Origin of the sequence: Photorhabdus kleinii (genome assembly GCF_025384885.1) — a bacterium.
GTDB lineage: Bacteria > Pseudomonadota > Gammaproteobacteria > Enterobacterales > Enterobacteriaceae > Photorhabdus > Photorhabdus kayaii.
Window position 1 is genome coordinate 10,371 of record NZ_JAJAFY010000002.1, and the last position, 19,780, is coordinate 30,150.

4 protein-coding genes are annotated in these 19,780 nt (G+C 47.5%); all 4 read right to left on the reverse strand.

The window, feature by feature from the left end; all coding sequences use genetic code 11:
* Positions 1 to 25: 25 nt before the first annotated feature.
* The 4 genes from LG003_RS01915 to LG003_RS01930 are packed head-to-tail and all read right to left on the reverse strand — an operon-like array spanning position 26 to position 19,780.
* Positions 26 to 829 carry a thioesterase II family protein gene (locus tag LG003_RS01915; protein ID WP_240000852.1) on the reverse strand — a complete coding sequence of 268 codons (804 nt, stop codon included), beginning with the start codon at positions 827 to 829 and terminating at the stop codon, positions 26 to 28.
* The gene (locus LG003_RS01920; protein WP_112879125.1) at positions 829 to 1,926 is read right to left on the reverse strand and encodes a Gfo/Idh/MocA family oxidoreductase; all 1,098 of its coding nucleotides are present in this window, start codon (positions 1,924 to 1,926) and stop codon (positions 829 to 831) included. The genes LG003_RS01915 and LG003_RS01920 overlap by 1 nt, the downstream gene beginning before the upstream one ends.
* Positions 1,923 to 13,643 carry a non-ribosomal peptide synthetase/type I polyketide synthase gene (locus tag LG003_RS01925; RefSeq protein WP_262980048.1) on the reverse strand — a complete coding sequence of 3,907 codons (11,721 nt, stop codon included), beginning with the start codon at positions 13,641 to 13,643 and terminating at the stop codon, positions 1,923 to 1,925. The genes LG003_RS01920 and LG003_RS01925 overlap by 4 nt, the downstream gene beginning before the upstream one ends.
* Positions 13,643 to 19,780, reverse strand: coding sequence for a non-ribosomal peptide synthetase (locus LG003_RS01930; RefSeq protein WP_262980049.1), 6,138 nt, complete (start codon positions 19,778 to 19,780; stop codon positions 13,643 to 13,645). The genes LG003_RS01925 and LG003_RS01930 overlap by 1 nt, the downstream gene beginning before the upstream one ends.

Sequence of the window (19,780 nt, forward strand, 5' to 3'; positions counted from 1 at the left end):
TTCCCTAGAATAGAAAAAGGTGCCATTATGCGAACTCCTGTAAACAAACATATTGTATAAATTGTGTAACGTGGCGAATAAAATTCTCAGGTTCTTGAGTAATATAAAAATGGTCGCCTACAATCTCCTTGTAGCGATATGAAAGGTGTTGCTCTCCGTCTGCAAGCCATTGTTGCCACTGCTGAACTTCTATCGCAGAAGCCTCTTTATCTTCACTGCCATAAAGCAGCAATGTTGGTGTTTGCAGTTTTATCGCGTCAGTCTGAACGAACCGGTGATAATGTTCCGTAGCAAGAAAATCAGCCCGTAGCATCGGCAAGAACAGCGCAAGCAAGCCGGGATCTTCTCGCAAAATCGGGCTACAACCGCCGATATCAATCAATTGTTCAATAAACTCATGATCAGGTAATCCGCTAAGTTGGCGGCGGGATTGAAGATGAGGTGCATGGCACCCCGAAAGCACCAGCGCCTTGGGTGAACAATTTTGTTGCTCAAGGCGTTGGCAAGTTTCAAAAGCAACTTGGGCCCCCATACTGTGACCGACAAGTATCAGGTTCTCTCTTTGTGCGGAGGTGAATGACACCATCAGGTCAGAAAGTGATTGCGCCAATGTCGCAATACTGGTGGCTGCCTTTTCCGTCATACGACTGTCTCGTCCGGGGTAAATCACTAGTGAAACCGCTATATCTGAATTTTCTAGTGTGGACCAGTGGCGGAATGCATTGGTACTGCCCCCGGCAAAGGGGCAGATTAACAGCGTGTATTTGGGTTTGCCGTGAGTCGTCAGGCAAGGACGAATCATCGGGTGTGTAGGGAGTGACCACGTCATCAACATTCTTCCTTAGTTAACATCAATTTTGCTGGCTCAATCCAAACAGGGGACGATAAATCCTGAGTAACAGGCTCTCCCATAATACGCAAAATTTGTTGCCATAAACCTGCTAACCGCAGTTGGTAATCGTAAGCAAAAGCCGGTGGGCAGAGGGCACCGTTCAATACAGAACCTAAGGTATTGAGCAGAAATGCCACACCTTTAGCACCATCACATTCAAATGCTGTCATCCAGTTTTTGGTTGCCGGACAAAGAATTTGTGATGTTGCTTGGTACAGATAGTTATCATCCGGCTGGCTGGCATTCAGGTAGAGGCTTTGTTCGTTGTTCAGATGATCAGGTGCATGAAGAACGGGTGTCCAGATGACCGGCCCGTAACTGGCTTCCTGCGTAAGATAACCGACAGGCCAGATCAGCGTCATTTTATGCATTACCAGATTGTGCATATCGGGATCTCTCGGGTCCAGATAGGATTGCACGTTTAATGTTACTGTTGTCCCTGCGAAGCTAAGTTCAAAGCAATGAAATGCACTGCTTCGCTGACCGACATAGACTATCTCCATCTGTTCCGGACAGTGACATGCCTGTAACAACAGATCGAGCGCGGAAAATAGCAATTGGCGACTGGTTGTCAGATAACCACTTACCGGACGTTGCTGTGATAAGTGAGTGATTTGCCGCGCCGCATGTAACCAACTTCTTCCAGCATGACATTGGCTATAAAAGCTATTTACCCAAAACATTGCATCATGTTTGTTTGCGGTTAATTGATGTCTTTTAATGGCTTCGGCATCAAGGGGGTGTTCCTGAATGACAGAAATTCCATGCGCCAAAAGTGCCTGAGTGAGCTGATCGCCTTTGCCGCCAATAACCTCCGCCCGTATTACCACGCAGGCAATATCAATATCATCTGGTAGTTCATCCAGTGAGCGGAATAGGGGCACATTAAAATCACAGGCAAGTTGCTGCGAGCGAGCACTGCCCTGTGCCAAAATACCGGCTAATTCCAAACCAGACTGAGGTTGTAAGAACGCATTAAGATATAATTCGCCAAATTTCGAACCGGCAATCAGAACCCGCCGTGGCTTTATCATATGTTCTCCTTAACAAAATTAGTGGTTGGTACTGAATTCAAGATATCTTTCAGACAAGTAACCAATGAGCCAACATGTTCATGTTGGAACAAGGTGTAATGATCGCCCGCAAGTTGTGTCACATTGACTGGCCCAAAAGCCTGCCAGCCAAGATCGATTGAGGCGATAGTGGTTGGATCGAGATAATCCATAAAATCAGGTAGTGCCTGTGCTGCCCGTATAAGCCAGAAAGGCTGTGAAGTCTGCGGCGGACAGTAGTCAAGCAACGCATTCAGGTTATGACGCCACACGTCATAAAGTGCGGTCAGCGAGCTATCAATCTTGGCAGATTGCGGCAAGGCATCGTGCAACGCATTAAGGAAAGTCTTAGTATCAGCTGCGATAACATGATTATTCAACGTCAGACCAGGGAATTGCCCCTGCAAATCGAGCAAGAAATGACGATGACAAAATGTTTCATTCAGCGTCAAATCGGTGCGCACATTTGGCGCAAAGCAGTCAATCAGGATACATTGAGAAACACTTTCACCCACCGCACGTAATTGATGAGCCATTTCATAAGCCACCAATCCACCGAACGACCATCCTGCCAAGGCATAAGGTCCTTGTGGCTGGAAAGCTCGGATTTGACTGATATAGTCAGCCGCCAACGCTGCCACAGAAGGAGTATCTGTATTTAAATTATCTGGCGAAAATGCCAACCCAATCATGCGTTGGTCACCGAAATTGGCTGCTAAATGACGATACCCTAACAGATGCCCACCAATAGGATGGACGATAAACAGGGCAGGTTGTTCAACGCTTCCCTCGTTCAATATCACCCCTTGGCAAGGGTTTTCTGGCTGATGTTCAATGAATTCAGCCAAAGAGTGTACGGTATCGTAAGTTTGTAACAGGCTGAGTGGATATTGACGGTCAAAAGTCTGATTGATTTTCACCATTAACCGTACCGCCGCCAGAGAGTCTCCACCTAACGTAAAGAAACTCTCATGCACACTGATAGCTTGTTGTTCCAATACTGATTGCCAAAGGTTCAACACAGCTTGTTCTATCACACTGCAAGCAACTGATGTTGGATTGATATCCTGTGTCGCTTCCTCAACCAAAACTGCCAATGCGCGTCTGTCAATTTTGCCATTGTCGGATACAGGGATCGTATCAAGAATGATAAATCGCTGTGGACACATCCAGACGGGCAAGGTCTGTTGCAACCAATGAGGCAGAACCGGTAAAAGCTCTGTAGATAGCGGGGCTTCATCAGATAAACGCACACCCGCAACGAGTTGCAATGCACCGGTTGACGTAGTATGTGCAAACGCTAACGCTTGTTGTATATCCGGATGCTCGCATAAGCGGTGTTCGATCTCGCCTAACTCAATCCGATAGCCACGAATCTTAATCTGATGATCATTGCGTCCCAGAAACTCAATATTACCGTCTGGCCGCCAGCGCCCTAAATCACCAGTGCGGTATAACCGTTCACCGGTTTGAGGATGGGTAATAAAGGCTTGTGCAGTTTTTTCTAAATCAGCCCAGTAGCCTAGCGCTAACCCTTGTCCACCAATATAGAGTTCCCCCGTTACCCAAACCGGGCAGGGTGAAAGCGTTGCATTAAGCACATAGAAAGTCTGATTAGCCAGTGGTTTTCCATATGGAATGCTGCGCCAGTTTGGATCAACCTGAACGATAGGATAGGCAATAGACCAGATTGACGCTTCAGTTGCACCGCCCAAACTAAGAATATTCAGGGCAGGGTGAAGGGCAGATAATCTTTCTGGCAAACTGGTTGGTATCCAATCACCACTCATCAATATCCAGCGCAGACTCTCTAAGGAGTGCGGATAATCTCTGGCGTACTCCTCAAGCAGTTGTACAAATGCCGGAACAGAGTTCCAAACTGTGACTGATTCTTGTTGTAACCGCGTCAATAACTTGTCAGGTTGTCGGCTGTCACCAGGAGAAGGAATAACTAGTTTTGCCCCACAACTTAAAGTACCGAACAGATCATAAACTGAAAGATCGAATGTCAATTCTGATATTGCCAGTACGCTATCGTGTTCATTGAGAGCAATACGTTGGTTAATATCAAGAATGGTATTAACAGCACCTTGATGATCTATCATCACGCCTTTCGGTTTGCCAGTAGAACCTGATGTGAAAATCACATAAGCCAAATCCTCAGGATGGGCAGACAAACGCTGTTCACCGGTATTTTTCGGCAAGCGGTTAAGTAATATTTCATCCAGAGAGATAACCTGTACACCATCAGGCCAACTCAGCTGTTGAGCAAACTTAGGTTGAGTCAATACAATATCAACTTCTCCTGATGCCAATAGCTGATGGATGCGTTGTTGCGGGTAGCTGGCATCAATAGGTAGATAAGCCCGTCCCGCCAATAAAATCGCTATAACCGCGATAATCTGTTCCCAACCTTTTTCCATCACCACGCCAATCAGAGGCGAATGCTGATTTTCTTGTGCTTGTAGATGGGCAGCCAGCGTCAGGCTTTGTGACCACAAAGTGCGGTAATCGATTTGACGATAAGCATCGACTACAGCGGTACGTTGTGGGTAGCGATTTACCGACTGCTCAATTAACGAACAGAGTGTGTGGGGCGGAAACACATTCTTTGTCGCATTACTATCTTGGCACAAAATCCGATCACTTACCGGGAGCCACTCTGGAAGTAAGGTGCTCCATTGGTAATCGGGTTCAAGCAGGGCGACGACACTAGCCTGATAATGCGCAAACATGTTTTCTGCAACTTGTGGCTGGAACAGTTGCGGCAAAATTGCCCATTGAATGATAACGCCACCATCTGAACCGGAAATCAGCATACAGTCGAGATAAATATGAGGTGTTTGCGCACCAAAGAGATTCAGCGTTCCCAGCCCTGATGGCCCCTGGCCCGCAGTACCGGTTGTATCGTTGAACACAATCGGCATACCGGCGTTTAGATTGTGACGGTGCTGATTTTTCTCTCGGAGTACCAGTTGTCCGTCAAATAGAGCATGTTGCAGATCAGCTAACCACTGTTTCTGTATCCGACTTAGCGCGTCACTGAATCCTGTGCTATTGCGTAAATCCACTTCCAATAATGATGTAGTAGACAGATTTCCGACCAGCGTATCGCAATGTTGCGGCATTAACAGTCGGTTGCCATGCAGAACATTGATGGTGAAATGCTCGCTGTTGCTCCATACCGCTAGAATATGGGTGAATAACGTCAGCATAACCTGTGATGGTAAAGCTCGGTATTCTGCTGCACGTTGTTGCAAACGCTGCCATTGTTGCGGACTGATATATCCCGTCAGACATTGTTGATTAAGTTCTTGTGACTGATGATCTTTTAACGGTAACACAGGAGCATCAGGCAGATAAGGTAAGCGATTAAGCCAATATTGCTGGCTTTGTTGCCAGGCTTCCCCCGTTTTCTCATCCTCCAGTGCTTGAATATAGTCACTAATAGTCGCTGCCGGTGGTTCTGGCTGCCAGTTAAGTTCCTGATATCCGCGTTGCAAATCGCGTAGGATTAACGTCAGACTTTTGCCATCAGCAACCAGTAGGTCGATAGTCAAATGCAATAAACATACCCGGTCATCAGTACGATATAGCGTCAAATCAAACAGCGGCCAGTTATCGCTAGGAACACCTTTAGTGCGCAAGATATCGCGGGCATCAGCGAGTTTTGTCTCGCGTTGATCAGGCATCATGTTACGACAGTCAATTACCGTCGGGGTATAGCAGGGCACTTCCGGCAGAATATGATATTGCCCATCCTTCACATAGCCACGTAATTGCGCATGATGGCTCACCACACGGTTCCAAGCTGCGGTAAAACGTGGCAGATCAAGATCGTTAATAGCCAGTTCAGCGTAGAAATGCGCAATGCCGTTACCAAATTGGAATAGCTGGCTTTCGCCTAACCAATAGGCATATTGCAACGCAGTCAGTGGAAGCGTCTGCTCCGATGCTGGCTTAGCCTCAAGTGGAACAGCCTGTGTAGCGGGTGTTGTTTCAACTATTCGCAAGGTGCGACAAAACTCACTCAATTTAGGATGTTCAAAAAGCTGTTGCAGATTTGCCTGTTCGTAACCTTGACGACGCAATTGCACCACCATTCGGGTAGCAATTAAGCTGTCACCGCCACTTTGGAAAAAATCACTGTGGCGCTGTATTGGCTGAGGAAGCAGTGAACACCAGAGCGCGATTACCTGCTGCTCTATATTATCATGGAGCTGGTTATCCGCTGTTTCCGGTTGTACTGCTTCCAGAGTTGATCGCTGTGCTACGCTCTCTTTAGCGGTCATGATCAATGGTAATTGTTCTTGCTGTTGAACATGCAATGAATAAGGCAAAGTGGAAAATTGTGCCGCTATTTCACTGATATTGAGCCGTGTTTGCCGTTCAGCACGCGCCAGAATCAGTTGTTGATGCAGTTCTGGTCCATCTTGCCCCGGCCATTCCAATGAAACCCGATAGCCAGATTTCTCCAAGCACTTACGCCAGTCCGCAAGCGCCATCAATGCACTATCGCCGCGATCATCACTCCAGGCATTAATGCCTTCAATAAAACCAACACTGGCGAGTTGCATCGCACTTTCGCGTTTCGTCGATTCAATAATCAGCAACCATCCACCGGTTTTTAGTAACCGTGACAGGCGTTGCAAGGTGTTTCGCAGATGGGTTGCATCATGTAACACGTTAACCGCCATAATCAGGTCATAACCGGATTCAGGATGCTGGCTAAAATCAATACGCTGATTAATATCGAACAGCGCAAATTTTACAGTTTCGCCATAATGATTGAGCAACTGGCGTGCATCATCCAGGAATAGCGGCGAAACATCGGTAAAGTGATAGCGTTCAATCGATTGTGCATTGTGCTTAAGCACCTTCGATGAGGTTGCTCCAGTTCCTGCACCGACTTCCAGTACAGTGAAATGATCAGATACTTGACTCAATTGCCGGACAATTTCAGCGGCAGTTTGGTTCAGGCATCGTAACGCTGGATTCTCACTATAGAGGCTGGCAGTGGTCTGTTTATCGGCAAACAGCAGTTCCAACGCATTACCTCGCCCGGCAAGCAGGGCATCATGTTGCTCGATACATGTTGCAACATAACGGCTAATCTTTTGACACCATACGGCATCGTCCAGTTTTGCTGTAGGAGCAAGAACATGAGTAAGCGGTTGCAGACAACGGTATCCATCAGCGGTTTTTTCAATCAATCCTTGGTTGTTTAATAACGTCAGCCATTGGGTAAGAAGACGCTGATACTGTGGTGCCAGTTGTAAACGTTGTTCAATCTCTGCACGAGAGTGACATTGCTGAGGATAAGTGAACAGATTATGACGCAGTAATGTCTGGCTCAGACCAAATAACGCTTGCTGTTCAATGTGTTGCCAGGAACGCTCAAATGACTGTTGTTCTGCCAACTCAGGCAGCGGTAACACATCGGTGTTTATTGACAATGGTTCTGGTAGCGATAATGGCAAATTATCTTCTGCCACCAGCCATAAGTTATAACCTTGCGTGTCGTCCTGACGTGGCTGAATTTCTGCCAACCGTACTTCAGGTTTAGTACGCAAATATTGTTCAGCTTGATGCAATTCAGGTTGTTGCGGCCAGAAGTTATAACGGGTATGACCGGAAGGGGGGATATGAAGATCATAATGTTCTATGCAGTCAGGCTGATGGCAAATTTGCACTAACAGAGCATTATAAACGGCAAATAGTGCTTCAATAACCCCCGGTGCCAATACATCATCCATGCAGTACCAGTTAAACAGTAAATCACCATCCACTTCCATGACCTGATGATCCAGCCAGACTTGCGGGGTTTGACTCAGAACAAAGACTGGATCACCCAGTAACTGAGTGATGGATTGTTTAATGGCGACGCCTTCTTGTGCCATTCCCAACATGCTGGTGAAAACTACCGGCGTCAGCGGTTGCCTGCTTTGAGCTTCACCATTTTGTTGACGGCCAAGTTCTCGCAACACCTCAACACCATTGACATAGTTATGGCTCAGCCGTTGCCACAGCAAAGCTTGTGTTTTCTCCATGCTGGCACGCAAGGAGATTATTTTGCGTAAATCAAAATCCATCAACATGACTGAGGTAAAATCACCAATCAGATCTTGAACCTCTGGATGGAAAGGTTGCCGGTTAAAGAATGTCAGGTTGAGAGTAAACAGCGGATGACGGCTATACCATTCCAGAGTATGAGCAAACAGCGTCAGCAGACCGGCAGAAGGAGTCACGCCCCATTGTTGCCAGCGTTGTTTAAGCATTTGCCAATCAGATTGTGCTAATCGACCTTCATAAGTTGTGAATTGTGGCTGACTACGCTGGGGCAGTTGCGGATTCAGCGGTAATCTTGGCGCCGGAGGCAACGAAGGTAATTGTTCCTGCCAATATGCCCATGATGCCTGCCACTCTTTACTTGCCCGTTGAGCTTGTTCCGCCATCACATAGTCACGGAAAGTAAACACCTGCGGGATCAGGGGTTGCTGGTGGTAAGCGCGTTGCAAATCGTCCATCATGATCCGGAAACTCTGTACGTCAAACTGCAACAGATCCAGATTCATATGTAAGCGACAGCGTGCATTCGGTAGCAGAGAAACAGAAACTTCAAACAACGGCCACTGTTCTGCTGGCGGGACTTGGTAAGAAAGCGTATGACGACGCTGAACCAGCGCCTGTTGGCAAGCGATTTCATCCAACATCCGCAAATCATCTTGTGATAACACATACCAAGGCGTTTCAGACAAAATTCTTTGTTGTCCGTCTTCATCCACGACCATGCGCAACATGCCATGACGCTGAATTAAAGCATTCCATGCCTGTTCAAAACGCGGAATATCAAAACTATCCAGTGTCAAATCCCATTCAAATAGGACGTGACACGCGACACCGCCGAAATCAATGGCCTGAGTACGACCAATCCAGTAAGCGTGCTGAATGGGTGTTAACGGGAATGGAGCATGACGTTGGGCGCTGTCAATAATGATCTCAGGCTGAGAACAGGTTACTGGTTGTTCAGGTAATGCGTCGCCAATAAGTCGATTAAGCCCCTCTAAAGTCATATTCTGATAAGCCAACTCGGCAGTTAATCTGAAACCAAATTGCTGGTGGATCACCGCATTTAGCTCCAGGAACAGCAGGGAATCCAAACCAAATTGCAGTAAGTCCTGTTGCGGTGCCAAACATTCAGGCTGTTCTAATCGTAGCAATGCAGCAATACGTTGACGCAACCAATTAAGCCGTTCTTCACTGTCCTGATACAGCGTGTTATCGACAGAGTATGAAGGAGCTGGGGTTGCCACTGGATGGATATGAGCAGTGTCAGCCTGTAAACGTCGCGAAATATCAGGATGATGCTCATCTAACCGTATTGCCAGATAGCAAGGAGATGCGGTACGCAGAGATTGATTAAAATGCCAGATACCTTCATTGACGCTGAACGGTAACATGCCATCTTGTGCCAATTTTTCCACTAATCGCCGCTCGCGGGCCATACCAACGCCTCCCCAAACACCCCAAACCAGTGTTTTTACCATCAACGGACTCGGTGCTGTCAGCGCCAAAGATTCCAGGTAAGCATTGGCAACGGCATAAGCACCTTGCCCTTGAGCACCTAACATTGATGCGGCAGAAGAATGGAGCAACAGATAGTGTGCATTATGTTGCTTAAGAGCAATTTGCAATGCCGATGCACTTAGGGCTTTTATCGATAACATTTGTGACAGACGTTGAGGTTCAAGTTCTGCCAACTGGGTGTGATCAGCGATACCCGCCGCATGAATTGCCCCGGCGATACCATCCTCTTGTGCCAGCGTCTGCACTGCATTTAACAAAGCTGGCGTATCAGTAACATCAACGTTAATCCAGCGGATCTCACATTCAATATTCAGTGATAACTCTTGAACAAAAGCATCCCAATCCGCATGTTGACGACGGGCAAGTACCGCGATTCTACGTGCACCTTGAGCCAACAACCAACGGATGGAAATCTGACCAATTCCGCCCATTCCCCCAGTTACGATATGCCAACCCTGATGAGGAATCGACATCGGCTGTTGAGAAAGCAGTAAGGATTGACGTTGTAAAACGGGTACCGAGACTTGGTTGCCACGTATTCTCAGCCAACGGTTATGTTCACTTAAATATCCAAGCGCTAATGACAAAGCGTCAGCATCGTTGATATCAGTAATATCAATCGCTTGAATACGACGATGGGGATATTCTTCAACTGCGACACGTAACAATGCCCAGACAGCATATTGAGCTGGATTGATATTCTCTGGTGATAAGGTGGTTTCCGGTTGAGCGCCACAGGTGACAACGGTTAATGGTATTTCTTCATCACGTTTTAGTTCGGTAATAACTTGATTGCATAATTCAAGTACATCACTGCCAGTAAGTAGCAATAAGATATTTCCGCTTTCTGGCTGTAAATGAATACCCGCCTGACACCAATGATTAACTATCTCGTCATTCTCAGTTGAAGAACGGAGAGTATATGCCGTTGAAGATCTTGGGTTATCTGTGATGTTTATTGTACGCCAGTGTAGGGCATAGTGGGTATCGGGGCACGGTTGTGGTGCGGGAAGCCATGAGTTGGTTGCAGCTTGTGCTGATACAAACTGACGCGGCAGATCGCAACGATCGCTTAACAGGGCAAATAGACGCTCACCCGCATAAATCAAAGCAGGGAAAGCAGTGAGTAAACGTGCCTCTAATAATCTACGTTTGGCATATGGCAGGGGACGATCAGGACGATACATTTTACTTGTTGTTGGCCCAAAAACTTCCCGGTAATAACCTTGCTGGACGCAATAGGTTAGCAATTGTTCCAACAAAGGGCGCCAACGAGGTTGCAGACGGCCAGCCCGAATAGTGTCGATAGCACTGAAACCTTGTTCAGTATCACGCCCATGACATTGATATACCAATGCATCGGTATACAACTCACGTAGTGTTGCAGCATCGGGGTTTTGCTCAATGGCAGGATCGAGCAGAGCATTGACATCAAGTCCAGTATTGATATTGGTTGTGGGCTGCACAGATTTGGTTGCAGGGAAGCGATAATGCTGCTCATCAAATGGATAGAGCGGAGCATGACATTTTTCCCCAGTAAGCGAGAAAAGATGCGGCCAGTCAAGATGCACACCAGCACAGTAAAGTTGCATAAGAGCCGTTTGCTGAGTTGTCTCTGGAGAGCCTTGGCGCTGTACGCTAGCAATCCAGGTTTCCTGTGGCAGACTGACACGCCGCCCGATGCCAGTTAATTGTGCATCAGCCCCCATCTCCATGAATAATGTCACCCCTTGCTGGCGAGCAAATTCAACCGCCGGGTAATAGCGTACGGTCTGACGCATATGGTTACGCCAGTAGTCTGGTGAACCCAATTGTTCAGCCGTTGCAATATTGGCTGTCAGGGTAGAAATCAGCGGGATTTCCCCCAATGTAGGTTGCAACTGGCTACAACGCAGAGAAAATGCCTCCAGTACGCCATCAAGCATGGCTGAATGTGCTGCACAGGCAACGTTTAGACGTTGGCAACGAATCTGCTGTTGTTCCAGACGTTGCGCCAAAGTAGCAATTTCCGTCGCTGTACCGGCCCAAACCCAGTGTTGTGGGCCATTGCAAACCGCCAAATCTAATGCCAGCGAACAAACGAACGGAAGTACTTCTTCTTCATTGGCAAAAACCGCCAGCATTGCGCCCCCTTGGGAGCAGCTTTGCATCAGTTTGCCTCGTACCGCAACGAGCGGCATCACCTGTTCAGGTGTGAGAATCCCGGCAACAACGGCAGCGGCAAATTCTCCAACCGAGTGCCCCAATACATAATCAGGCTTCAATCCAAGCGCCCGCCAATGTGCCGCCAGTGCAATCTGATGCGCCACAATTGCCGGTTGTGCGTATTCGGTGGTGGCTAATGCGGCATCATGCTCTCCGAACATCACGGCTTTTAATGGCAATGCCAACCCTGATGCACAGGCTGCACAGCAACGATCCAACATAGCGGAAAAAACAGGAGAGCTGGCATACATTGCTTTTCCCATGCCAGACCATTGGCAACCTTGGCCGCTAAATTGCCAAAGTTGCTTACTTTCGCTGTTGATTTGCCCACTGAAAACATTTTGTGTTGGTTTCTTGTTGGCAAAAGCGGATAAATTTGCAGCACTCTGTGGCGTTAGCGTCAACGCTAAACGCCAGGGTAATGAAAAATCACGCCCCTGTAATGCGGTCCATGCCAAATCTGCATGATGCTCTGGTGCACCATTGAGTGCAGCCGCATAACGTTGGGCCAATTGACGTAATGAAAATTCAGAAGCAGCAGAGAGCAATAAAGGCGAAGTCTGCGCATGATGGACACGGTGACGACGTAATTTCTCTGGCAATGATTGCACGACGACATGACAGTTAGTACCACCAATACCAAACGAAGAGACGCCCGCGGTACGTAATGCTTGTGTCCAGCGTTGCCCTTGTGTTGCCAGCTTGAATGGACTTTGTTCCAACCGTAAAGCTGGGTTGGGTTGCTGAACATTGATCGTCGGTGGAATATGTCCATGCCAAACAGACAGAACCGCTTTAATCAAGCTAGCAATGCCGGCAGCCGTATCAAGATGGCCCATATTGCTTTTCACTGAGCCAAGATAACAAGGCGGTACCGCCACACTACGGTCAGAAAATATGCTGTGTAACGCGTCAACTTCTATCGGATCGCCAAGAGGCGTTCCTGTGCCATGTGCCTCGATCATCCCAACATCATCAACACTGACATCCGCCAGTTGAAGTGCTTCGATAATAACGTTGCGCTGACCGTTAACCGAAGGGGCAGTAAAGCCAACTTTCTCATTGCCGTCATTATTAATTGCACTGCCACGTAGCACAGCCATGATGGGATCGCCATCGCGCAGAGCATCACTTAAGCGTTTTAGCGTGACAACACCAACGCCATTGCCACCATAGGTGCCATTTGCTTGGCTATCAAAAGGGCGGCAATGCCCATCAGGGGAGAAGATCATTCCCGGCTGATACAAGTAACCACTTTCTTGCGGGAAAGAAACTGCCACACCACCAGCCAACGCCATGTCACACTCACCGGCACGCAGGTTTTCACAAGCTATATGTACGGCAACCAGTGAACTTGAACACGCTGTTTGTACCGTCAGTGCCGGGCCTTTTAGGTTTAATTTATACGCGGTACGTGTCGCAAGATAATCTTTATCGTTACTGATTAACGCTTGAAGCCCTTTAACTTTGCCAACATCAGTCATGGAAAATTGTGACCATGAAGGCCAAGTACTGACTCGGCTACTACCAAAAACACCGGTTTTCAACGGGACATGGCGTGGTGCATAACCGGCATGCTCAAGGGCATGCCAGGCAGTCTGGAGAAAAAGACGCTGTTGAGGATCGAGCATCTCCGCTTCCTGACGTGAATAACCAAACAACGAGGCGTCAAATTGTTCCGCCTTCTCTAATATCGCTGCCCGATTGACAAAATTTTCACTCTCAATAACTTCAGGAGGAATACCTGCATCTAATAATGTTTGACGGGAGAGTGGAACAGTACACTCAACTCCGTGTTGCAGGTTATGCCAGAAAGTATCGCTATCTGGCGCCTGCGGAAAGCGGCAGGCAAGGCCAATCACTGCGATAGGATCGCAATTATCGTAGTGAGGTGTTAAATCAGTCATTATGCAGCTCCTTTATGACGTCTTTCCCGTTGTTGCAAACGCTTTTGTTGTTGACGCTGACGAGGGGTAATCGACTGGCGATTTCCGTCGCGGGGATCCTTCCGGCAGCGCAAACTGAGCGTCTCTGCTGTTGGATAAGCAAATAAATCAGTCACGGCAAGATGATAAAAACCCGCATGTTGTAATTTGCTATGCAATTGAATTAGCTGTAGCGAGCTGGCTCCTGCCTCAAAAAAGTTTTGTTGTGCGTTAATAGGATGATTTGTTATAGACAAGAACAGGCGTTGAATTTCGCTGCATATTTGTGGGTCATATCCCGCTGAACTCAGTGATGGCGCAATGGCAACAGCAGTATTTTCAACCATCACGGATTGCTGGCGTGGCATCAGTTGTTCCAGTGCTGCATGCCAACTTTCTGGCTGTGCCGCAAGGGTACGCAACAGCGTCATGTAGCTATTGAACATGTTTTGCAACTGACGCGGTTCAAACAATTCTTCGACAGCATCCCAATTTAGACAAAGTTCATTATCAGATTCATAAACCTGGTGATCCAACCAGATTTGTGGCGTTTGGGAAATACCCCAAACGGGTTTCATCCATGATGAATGCGAAAGAAATTGCCCTTGGTGTGTTCCCAATGCACTGGTGAAAACGACCGGCATAATGGCCGCATCGGGGCTACGGCTCTGTGCCAATTCACGCATCACTCTAATTGCTGAAATGTGACGGTGATCCAGATCCTGCCAGAGCTGTTGTTGCAATCTACGGGCACTTGATAACCAATTTTTCTTCGGGCGCCAGGCCAGTAATAACAGAGAAGTGAAATCACCCAGAATGTGATTAATATCTTCATGCCAGTGCGGACGATCGAAAAGGGTAAGGTTGAGCGTTAGCTCCGGTTTAGTACTGAATGCAGAAAGAACCGCTGCATAAGCCGCAATTAATAGCGCGGAAGGCGTTATCTGATAAGGCGCTGCATGTTGTTTTAACTGGCTCCATTCATATGCAGATAACCGATCGCTATAGCGCACAAAACGTGGGGATTGAACCTCTTCCGGGGCAATACGCAGTGGCAATTGTGGTGCCAGTGGTAATGTTTTCACTTGCTCCTGCCAATATTGCAGCGAATGCTGGTGCGTCGGCATTTGCTGCTGGCATAACACACAATCCCGGAATGTCACTTTCAATGGTGGCAATTCATGTTGCTCGTCGAGATAGAGCTGTTCTAATTCGGCCAGCAATATCTGCATGCTCAACCCGTCTAATAGCAGATTATCCAGACTGACAAATAGCCGGGAGATAATTCCATCATCTTGCGCAAGCTGGAAATCGAATACCGGCCAGTTGCCGGCATCTAATACCTGATGTGAAAGCTGTTCACGTAATGTGTCGGCCCGCGTTATATTGATGAATTGATGTTGTTTGACGGAGAACTGCGGGACATTTTCTAATACCTGTTGCTGCCCATTAACAACCACGGTTCTGAGCATTGGATGACGCTGAATCAGACGATTTAGCACCCGATTTAAACGTTGAACATCTAATTGCTCTATCCGGTATTCAATAAAGAAATGCGCGCCAACACCACTTAAAGCGAAACCCGGATGGCGCCCGACCAAATAAGCCTGCTGAACTTCCGTGAGTGGGAAAGGGTGGTATTCATTTTGCTCTTTCGGCAGAGCACACGCTGCTGATGAGGTTTCAGCCAGAGGAACCAGCGTAGCCGCAAATGCAGCTAATTGTGGGTTACGGAAAAGATGGCCCAGTTCACCTTTGAAGCCTTGTTGTGTCAGTTCACCAACCAAGCGTGTAGCCAGAAGACTGTCTCCACCAAGTTGGAAAAAGTCACTGTCACGGCCCAGTTGCTCTGTATTGAGCAAACGTTGCCAAATGCCAGCAACGGTTTGTTCAACTGCATTTAACAAAACCACTTCATTCCGGCGTGATGATGTCTCTGTTTTTGTCGCAGACTGTAGTTCTTGCGACAACACCTTACGATCAATTTTGCCGTTAGGTGTCAGTGGCAGGCGAGGAATGATATGCAAGCGCTGTGGAATCATATATCCCGGCAGATGTTGTGCCAGCACAGACTTAATTTTTTCCCGATCAGGAATGGTGACACTGTCACTTGATCGCATCAATAACACATTAAGGTTACCGATGGTAATTGGCGTTTCAACCTGTAATGGCAATCGTTGTGGTAATAGCGATAACCACTGTGACGCAGAACGTAATTGAATACCTTGAGGTGAAAGCAATTCAGTCGTAATCAGGGAAAGAGACGATGCCTGTTGCAACTCCATTACCAATATCAACGCGCCAGGTTGAGCAAGGGGTACCAATTCCTTGGCACAACATGCGGGATCTTCTTCCCGATGTAATACGTTATTCAGCAGAATAATATCAGCCTGATGTTGCAGCGATTCAGGAACTTGTTCAGGCCAACTTCGTTCAGACCAACATTGTACTGATGCATGAGCATAACCGCTCAGCCGTGTTTGCGCCTGATTGACCAATGCTTGAGAACGTTCAAAGCCGAGATAACAGAAGTGCTGATCAGTAATATGCTCAGCCAACCACTGCGCACAGCGACCGCTGCGAGCATCAAACTCCATCAAAGTCACGGGGCGTTGTAATCGCTGAGAAAGGGCAGTGATGACCTGTTGCAACCCTGCTAACCACTGCTGGGTTTCTGGCAATACAAACAGTTGTTGTTCCGGTGCGAATTGCGGATCGTCAAGTAATGCGATCGCCGTCTGTTGCCCGGTAAGAACATCATGTAGCACAGCATGCCAACGTTCCGGGATACCTATCGCCCCATTATTGGATGTAGCAGGTAACCATCCGGCCTGATATATATGCTGTGTAGATTCAACCAGTACCTTACATTGACAAAGATATGCCAACATACGGGCAAACAAGTCATGGTATTCCGGTTGGGGCTGATAGCGCTTCAAGCAATCCGTCAGTGACTGCGGTGAAGTAAAGGTAATACCGTGACGAGATAGATGTTCCAGCAGGAACATTGCAACTTGAGGTCCACTGCTATCTGCGGTTATTGCGTGCATTGCAGGGAACAGCTCACGATAGCCCGCGGGTAACTGAGGCGCACGATTTACCCGTTGGCATAAAGAATCACCTTCCAATTCAAGGAACGCCACTAGCGACTTCTCTTTTTCGCCACTGGCGAGTGCCACCCCTTTACTGATTCCGATTACCTGATTAAGGGCAGCATCAATTTCTCCCAATTCAATTCGGTAACCACCAATTTTTACCTGACTATCACGACGTCCCAGAAATTCAAGCCAGCCCTCAGGATGGTAACAACCTAGATCACCAGTGCGGTACCAGCGTTCCCCTTGATCGACAACAAATTGAGCGGAAGTGCGTTCTTCATCATTAAAGTAGCCTAATGCGACACCGGCACCACCAATCCAAAGCTCACCGACAACCCAGTCAGGACAATCACGGCCATCTTCACCTACGACACGGTAACGCTGGTTAGCTAAAGGATAGCCATACGGAATGGAGCGCCACTGTGCTTCAACTTCTTTGACGATATATTCGTTTGACCAAATAGCCGCTTCTGTTGCACCACCCATTGCACCCAAAACACCATCAGGATTGAAGGCGCGGTAACGTTCAGGCAGTGACAAGCCAATCCAGTCCCCGGACAACATCACAGTACGAAGTGCTTTCGGCGCATCGACCTCCATGCCTTCGCAATAGGTCAGTAACATATCGAACAGTGCGGGCACACTATTCCACAACGTCACATGATGACGCGCGATCAACATTTCCCAGGTTGATGGGTCACGACGCTGTGCTTCATTAATTAATACCAGCGCACCTCCCGCGGTGAGAATACCGAAAATGTCATAAACGGAGAGGTCGAAATGTAGAGCAGAGAGTGCCAATAACCGATCGCTACTTTGGACCTGATGACGGCGATTGATATCCAAACAGGTATTGAGTGCGCTCTGGTGGCTGATAACGACTCCTTTTGGCATACCGGTTGAACCAGAGGTATAGATGATATAAGCCGGATCAGTAACCGCACGCTTAACCATGTTTGCCAAAGGTGGCCATTGCTCATCCTGATGCCAGGAAACACAGTGTACATCTTGTGACCAGTCATCACTGTGTTTTTCAAGATCAATGTGTTGTTCAGGATCAATGATAACGATACGAATTCCAGCACTTTCGCAGATAGCACGACGTCGGTTTACTGGCTGATCAACAGGAACCGGTACATAAACGCCGCCGATATAAAGTATCGCCAATACCGCAACAATTTGTCCGACGCCTTTTTCCATGCTAATGGCAACCCGATCTCCCGGTATAACCGACATTTTTTGCAACACGGTTGCTAACCAGCGAGCGGCCAAACTTAATTCACCATAACTGATTTCCTTATTATTAGTCACCAAAGCAACAATATTTGGTGTACGTTCTGCCTGCAAAAACACACCTTCATGCAGAAGGGCATCCGGCAAAGGTTCAGTTGTGTCATTGATCTGATACCGAAGCTGGTATTGTGATTTAGGCATCAGATCCGGTAATTCTTTACTCCACTGTGTGGCGTTTTCCGTTAGATGTTCAATGAACCCCTGATAAGCGGTAAATAAGGTATCCATTAACCCATCAGGGAAGAGTTCATCGTTACTATCCCACTGAATATTCAGCGTGTTTTCATGTTCAAATGCAACGAAATCCAGCCATACCTGAGGTGTTTGTGATATTCCCCAACTTGGTTTTCCCAGAACATCACGGGTATTTTCACCATATAAAGGTCGGCCTAAATTGCTGGTAAACACAATTGGCGCACCATATGGATGACTACCGCGTTTTTTAAGTTCACGTAAAACTTCTACACCAGACCAATGGCGGTGTTCGTAAGCTTCGGCAAATGTTGCCTGCGCATCTTTAGCGAGTTGGCAGAACGGCAAATTATCAGCGGGAATATCTAATAGCAGAATATTAGTAAAGTCGGCCAGCAGGCTATCAACTGCGGTGTGCAACGGCGCTCTATCAAACAATGTCAGGTTAAACAACAGGCGGGGGGCATGATTCCAGCGACATAATAGACCAGCAAATGCGGTCGCCAATGCCATCGTTGGCGTAACACCATTTTGTTGAGCAAGTTGTTTAAAACGTTGCCAATGTTCAGGAGCCAAGCGGAAACATCTGCGCTGAATGCGGACGTTTTTTATTAGGGAAGGTTCCTTAGCCAAAGGGAGTTGCGGGGCAGGGGGAAGGATATCTAACCGGTTACGCCAGAATATCTCTGCTTCTTGTCGAGCCTGCGCAAATTGAGCCTGATATTGCGCTAAATAGCTGCAAAAATCATAGTCGGAAGGGATAACAGGCAGGTTACGTTTAACAATTAATGCCGCCAGTTCAGTAAAGAACAGGCTAAAACTGGCAGCATCCATGATCAGCAAATCAATATTAGCGTGCAACCGGTGCTGATTCTCACCAAACAGACTTAGCTGAATATCGAACGTCTCCCCTTGTTCAACCTGTAATACCCGATGGCTTAGTTGTTCACGTATATTATTCAGCGCTTGTTGCTGTTCTTCTGCTGTCAAGCTGCGCAGGTCATGAACCGTTAATTTTTTCCAATAAGCATCAGCCATCCCTTTCTGGCGACCATCGGGCAAAAACCGCACTCGTAACATCGGATGTCGCTGAATCAACCTATGAATTGCCGCTTCCAGTTGTTCAGGTTCCAACCCGATACCGTCAAATTCTTGATATAAATGGCAACCTACTCCTCCCAACGTCTGCTCTGGCGAACGCCCAACAAAATAAGCATGTTGTACTGCGGTCAGCGGGAACGGACGAGCATCTGTAATCAGTGGCTGCGCCGCATCAGGCTTAAGTGCTGTGTGAGTAACAGGCGCATGACGTTGCAGAAGCTGGCTCCAGGCATACAGTGTGGGTTTTTGATAAAGTTCACGAAGGGTGACGCGATATCCTTGACGCCTCAACTGGTTTAACAATGCCATCATTTGCATTGAGTCCAGCCCCTTGCGAATTAAATCGTCGTTATCATTCACCAGTGTATTTTTTTGAGTAAACAGGCCAGATATGATCTGACGCAGTGAATCTGGAAAGACAAGATCCTTGTGCAT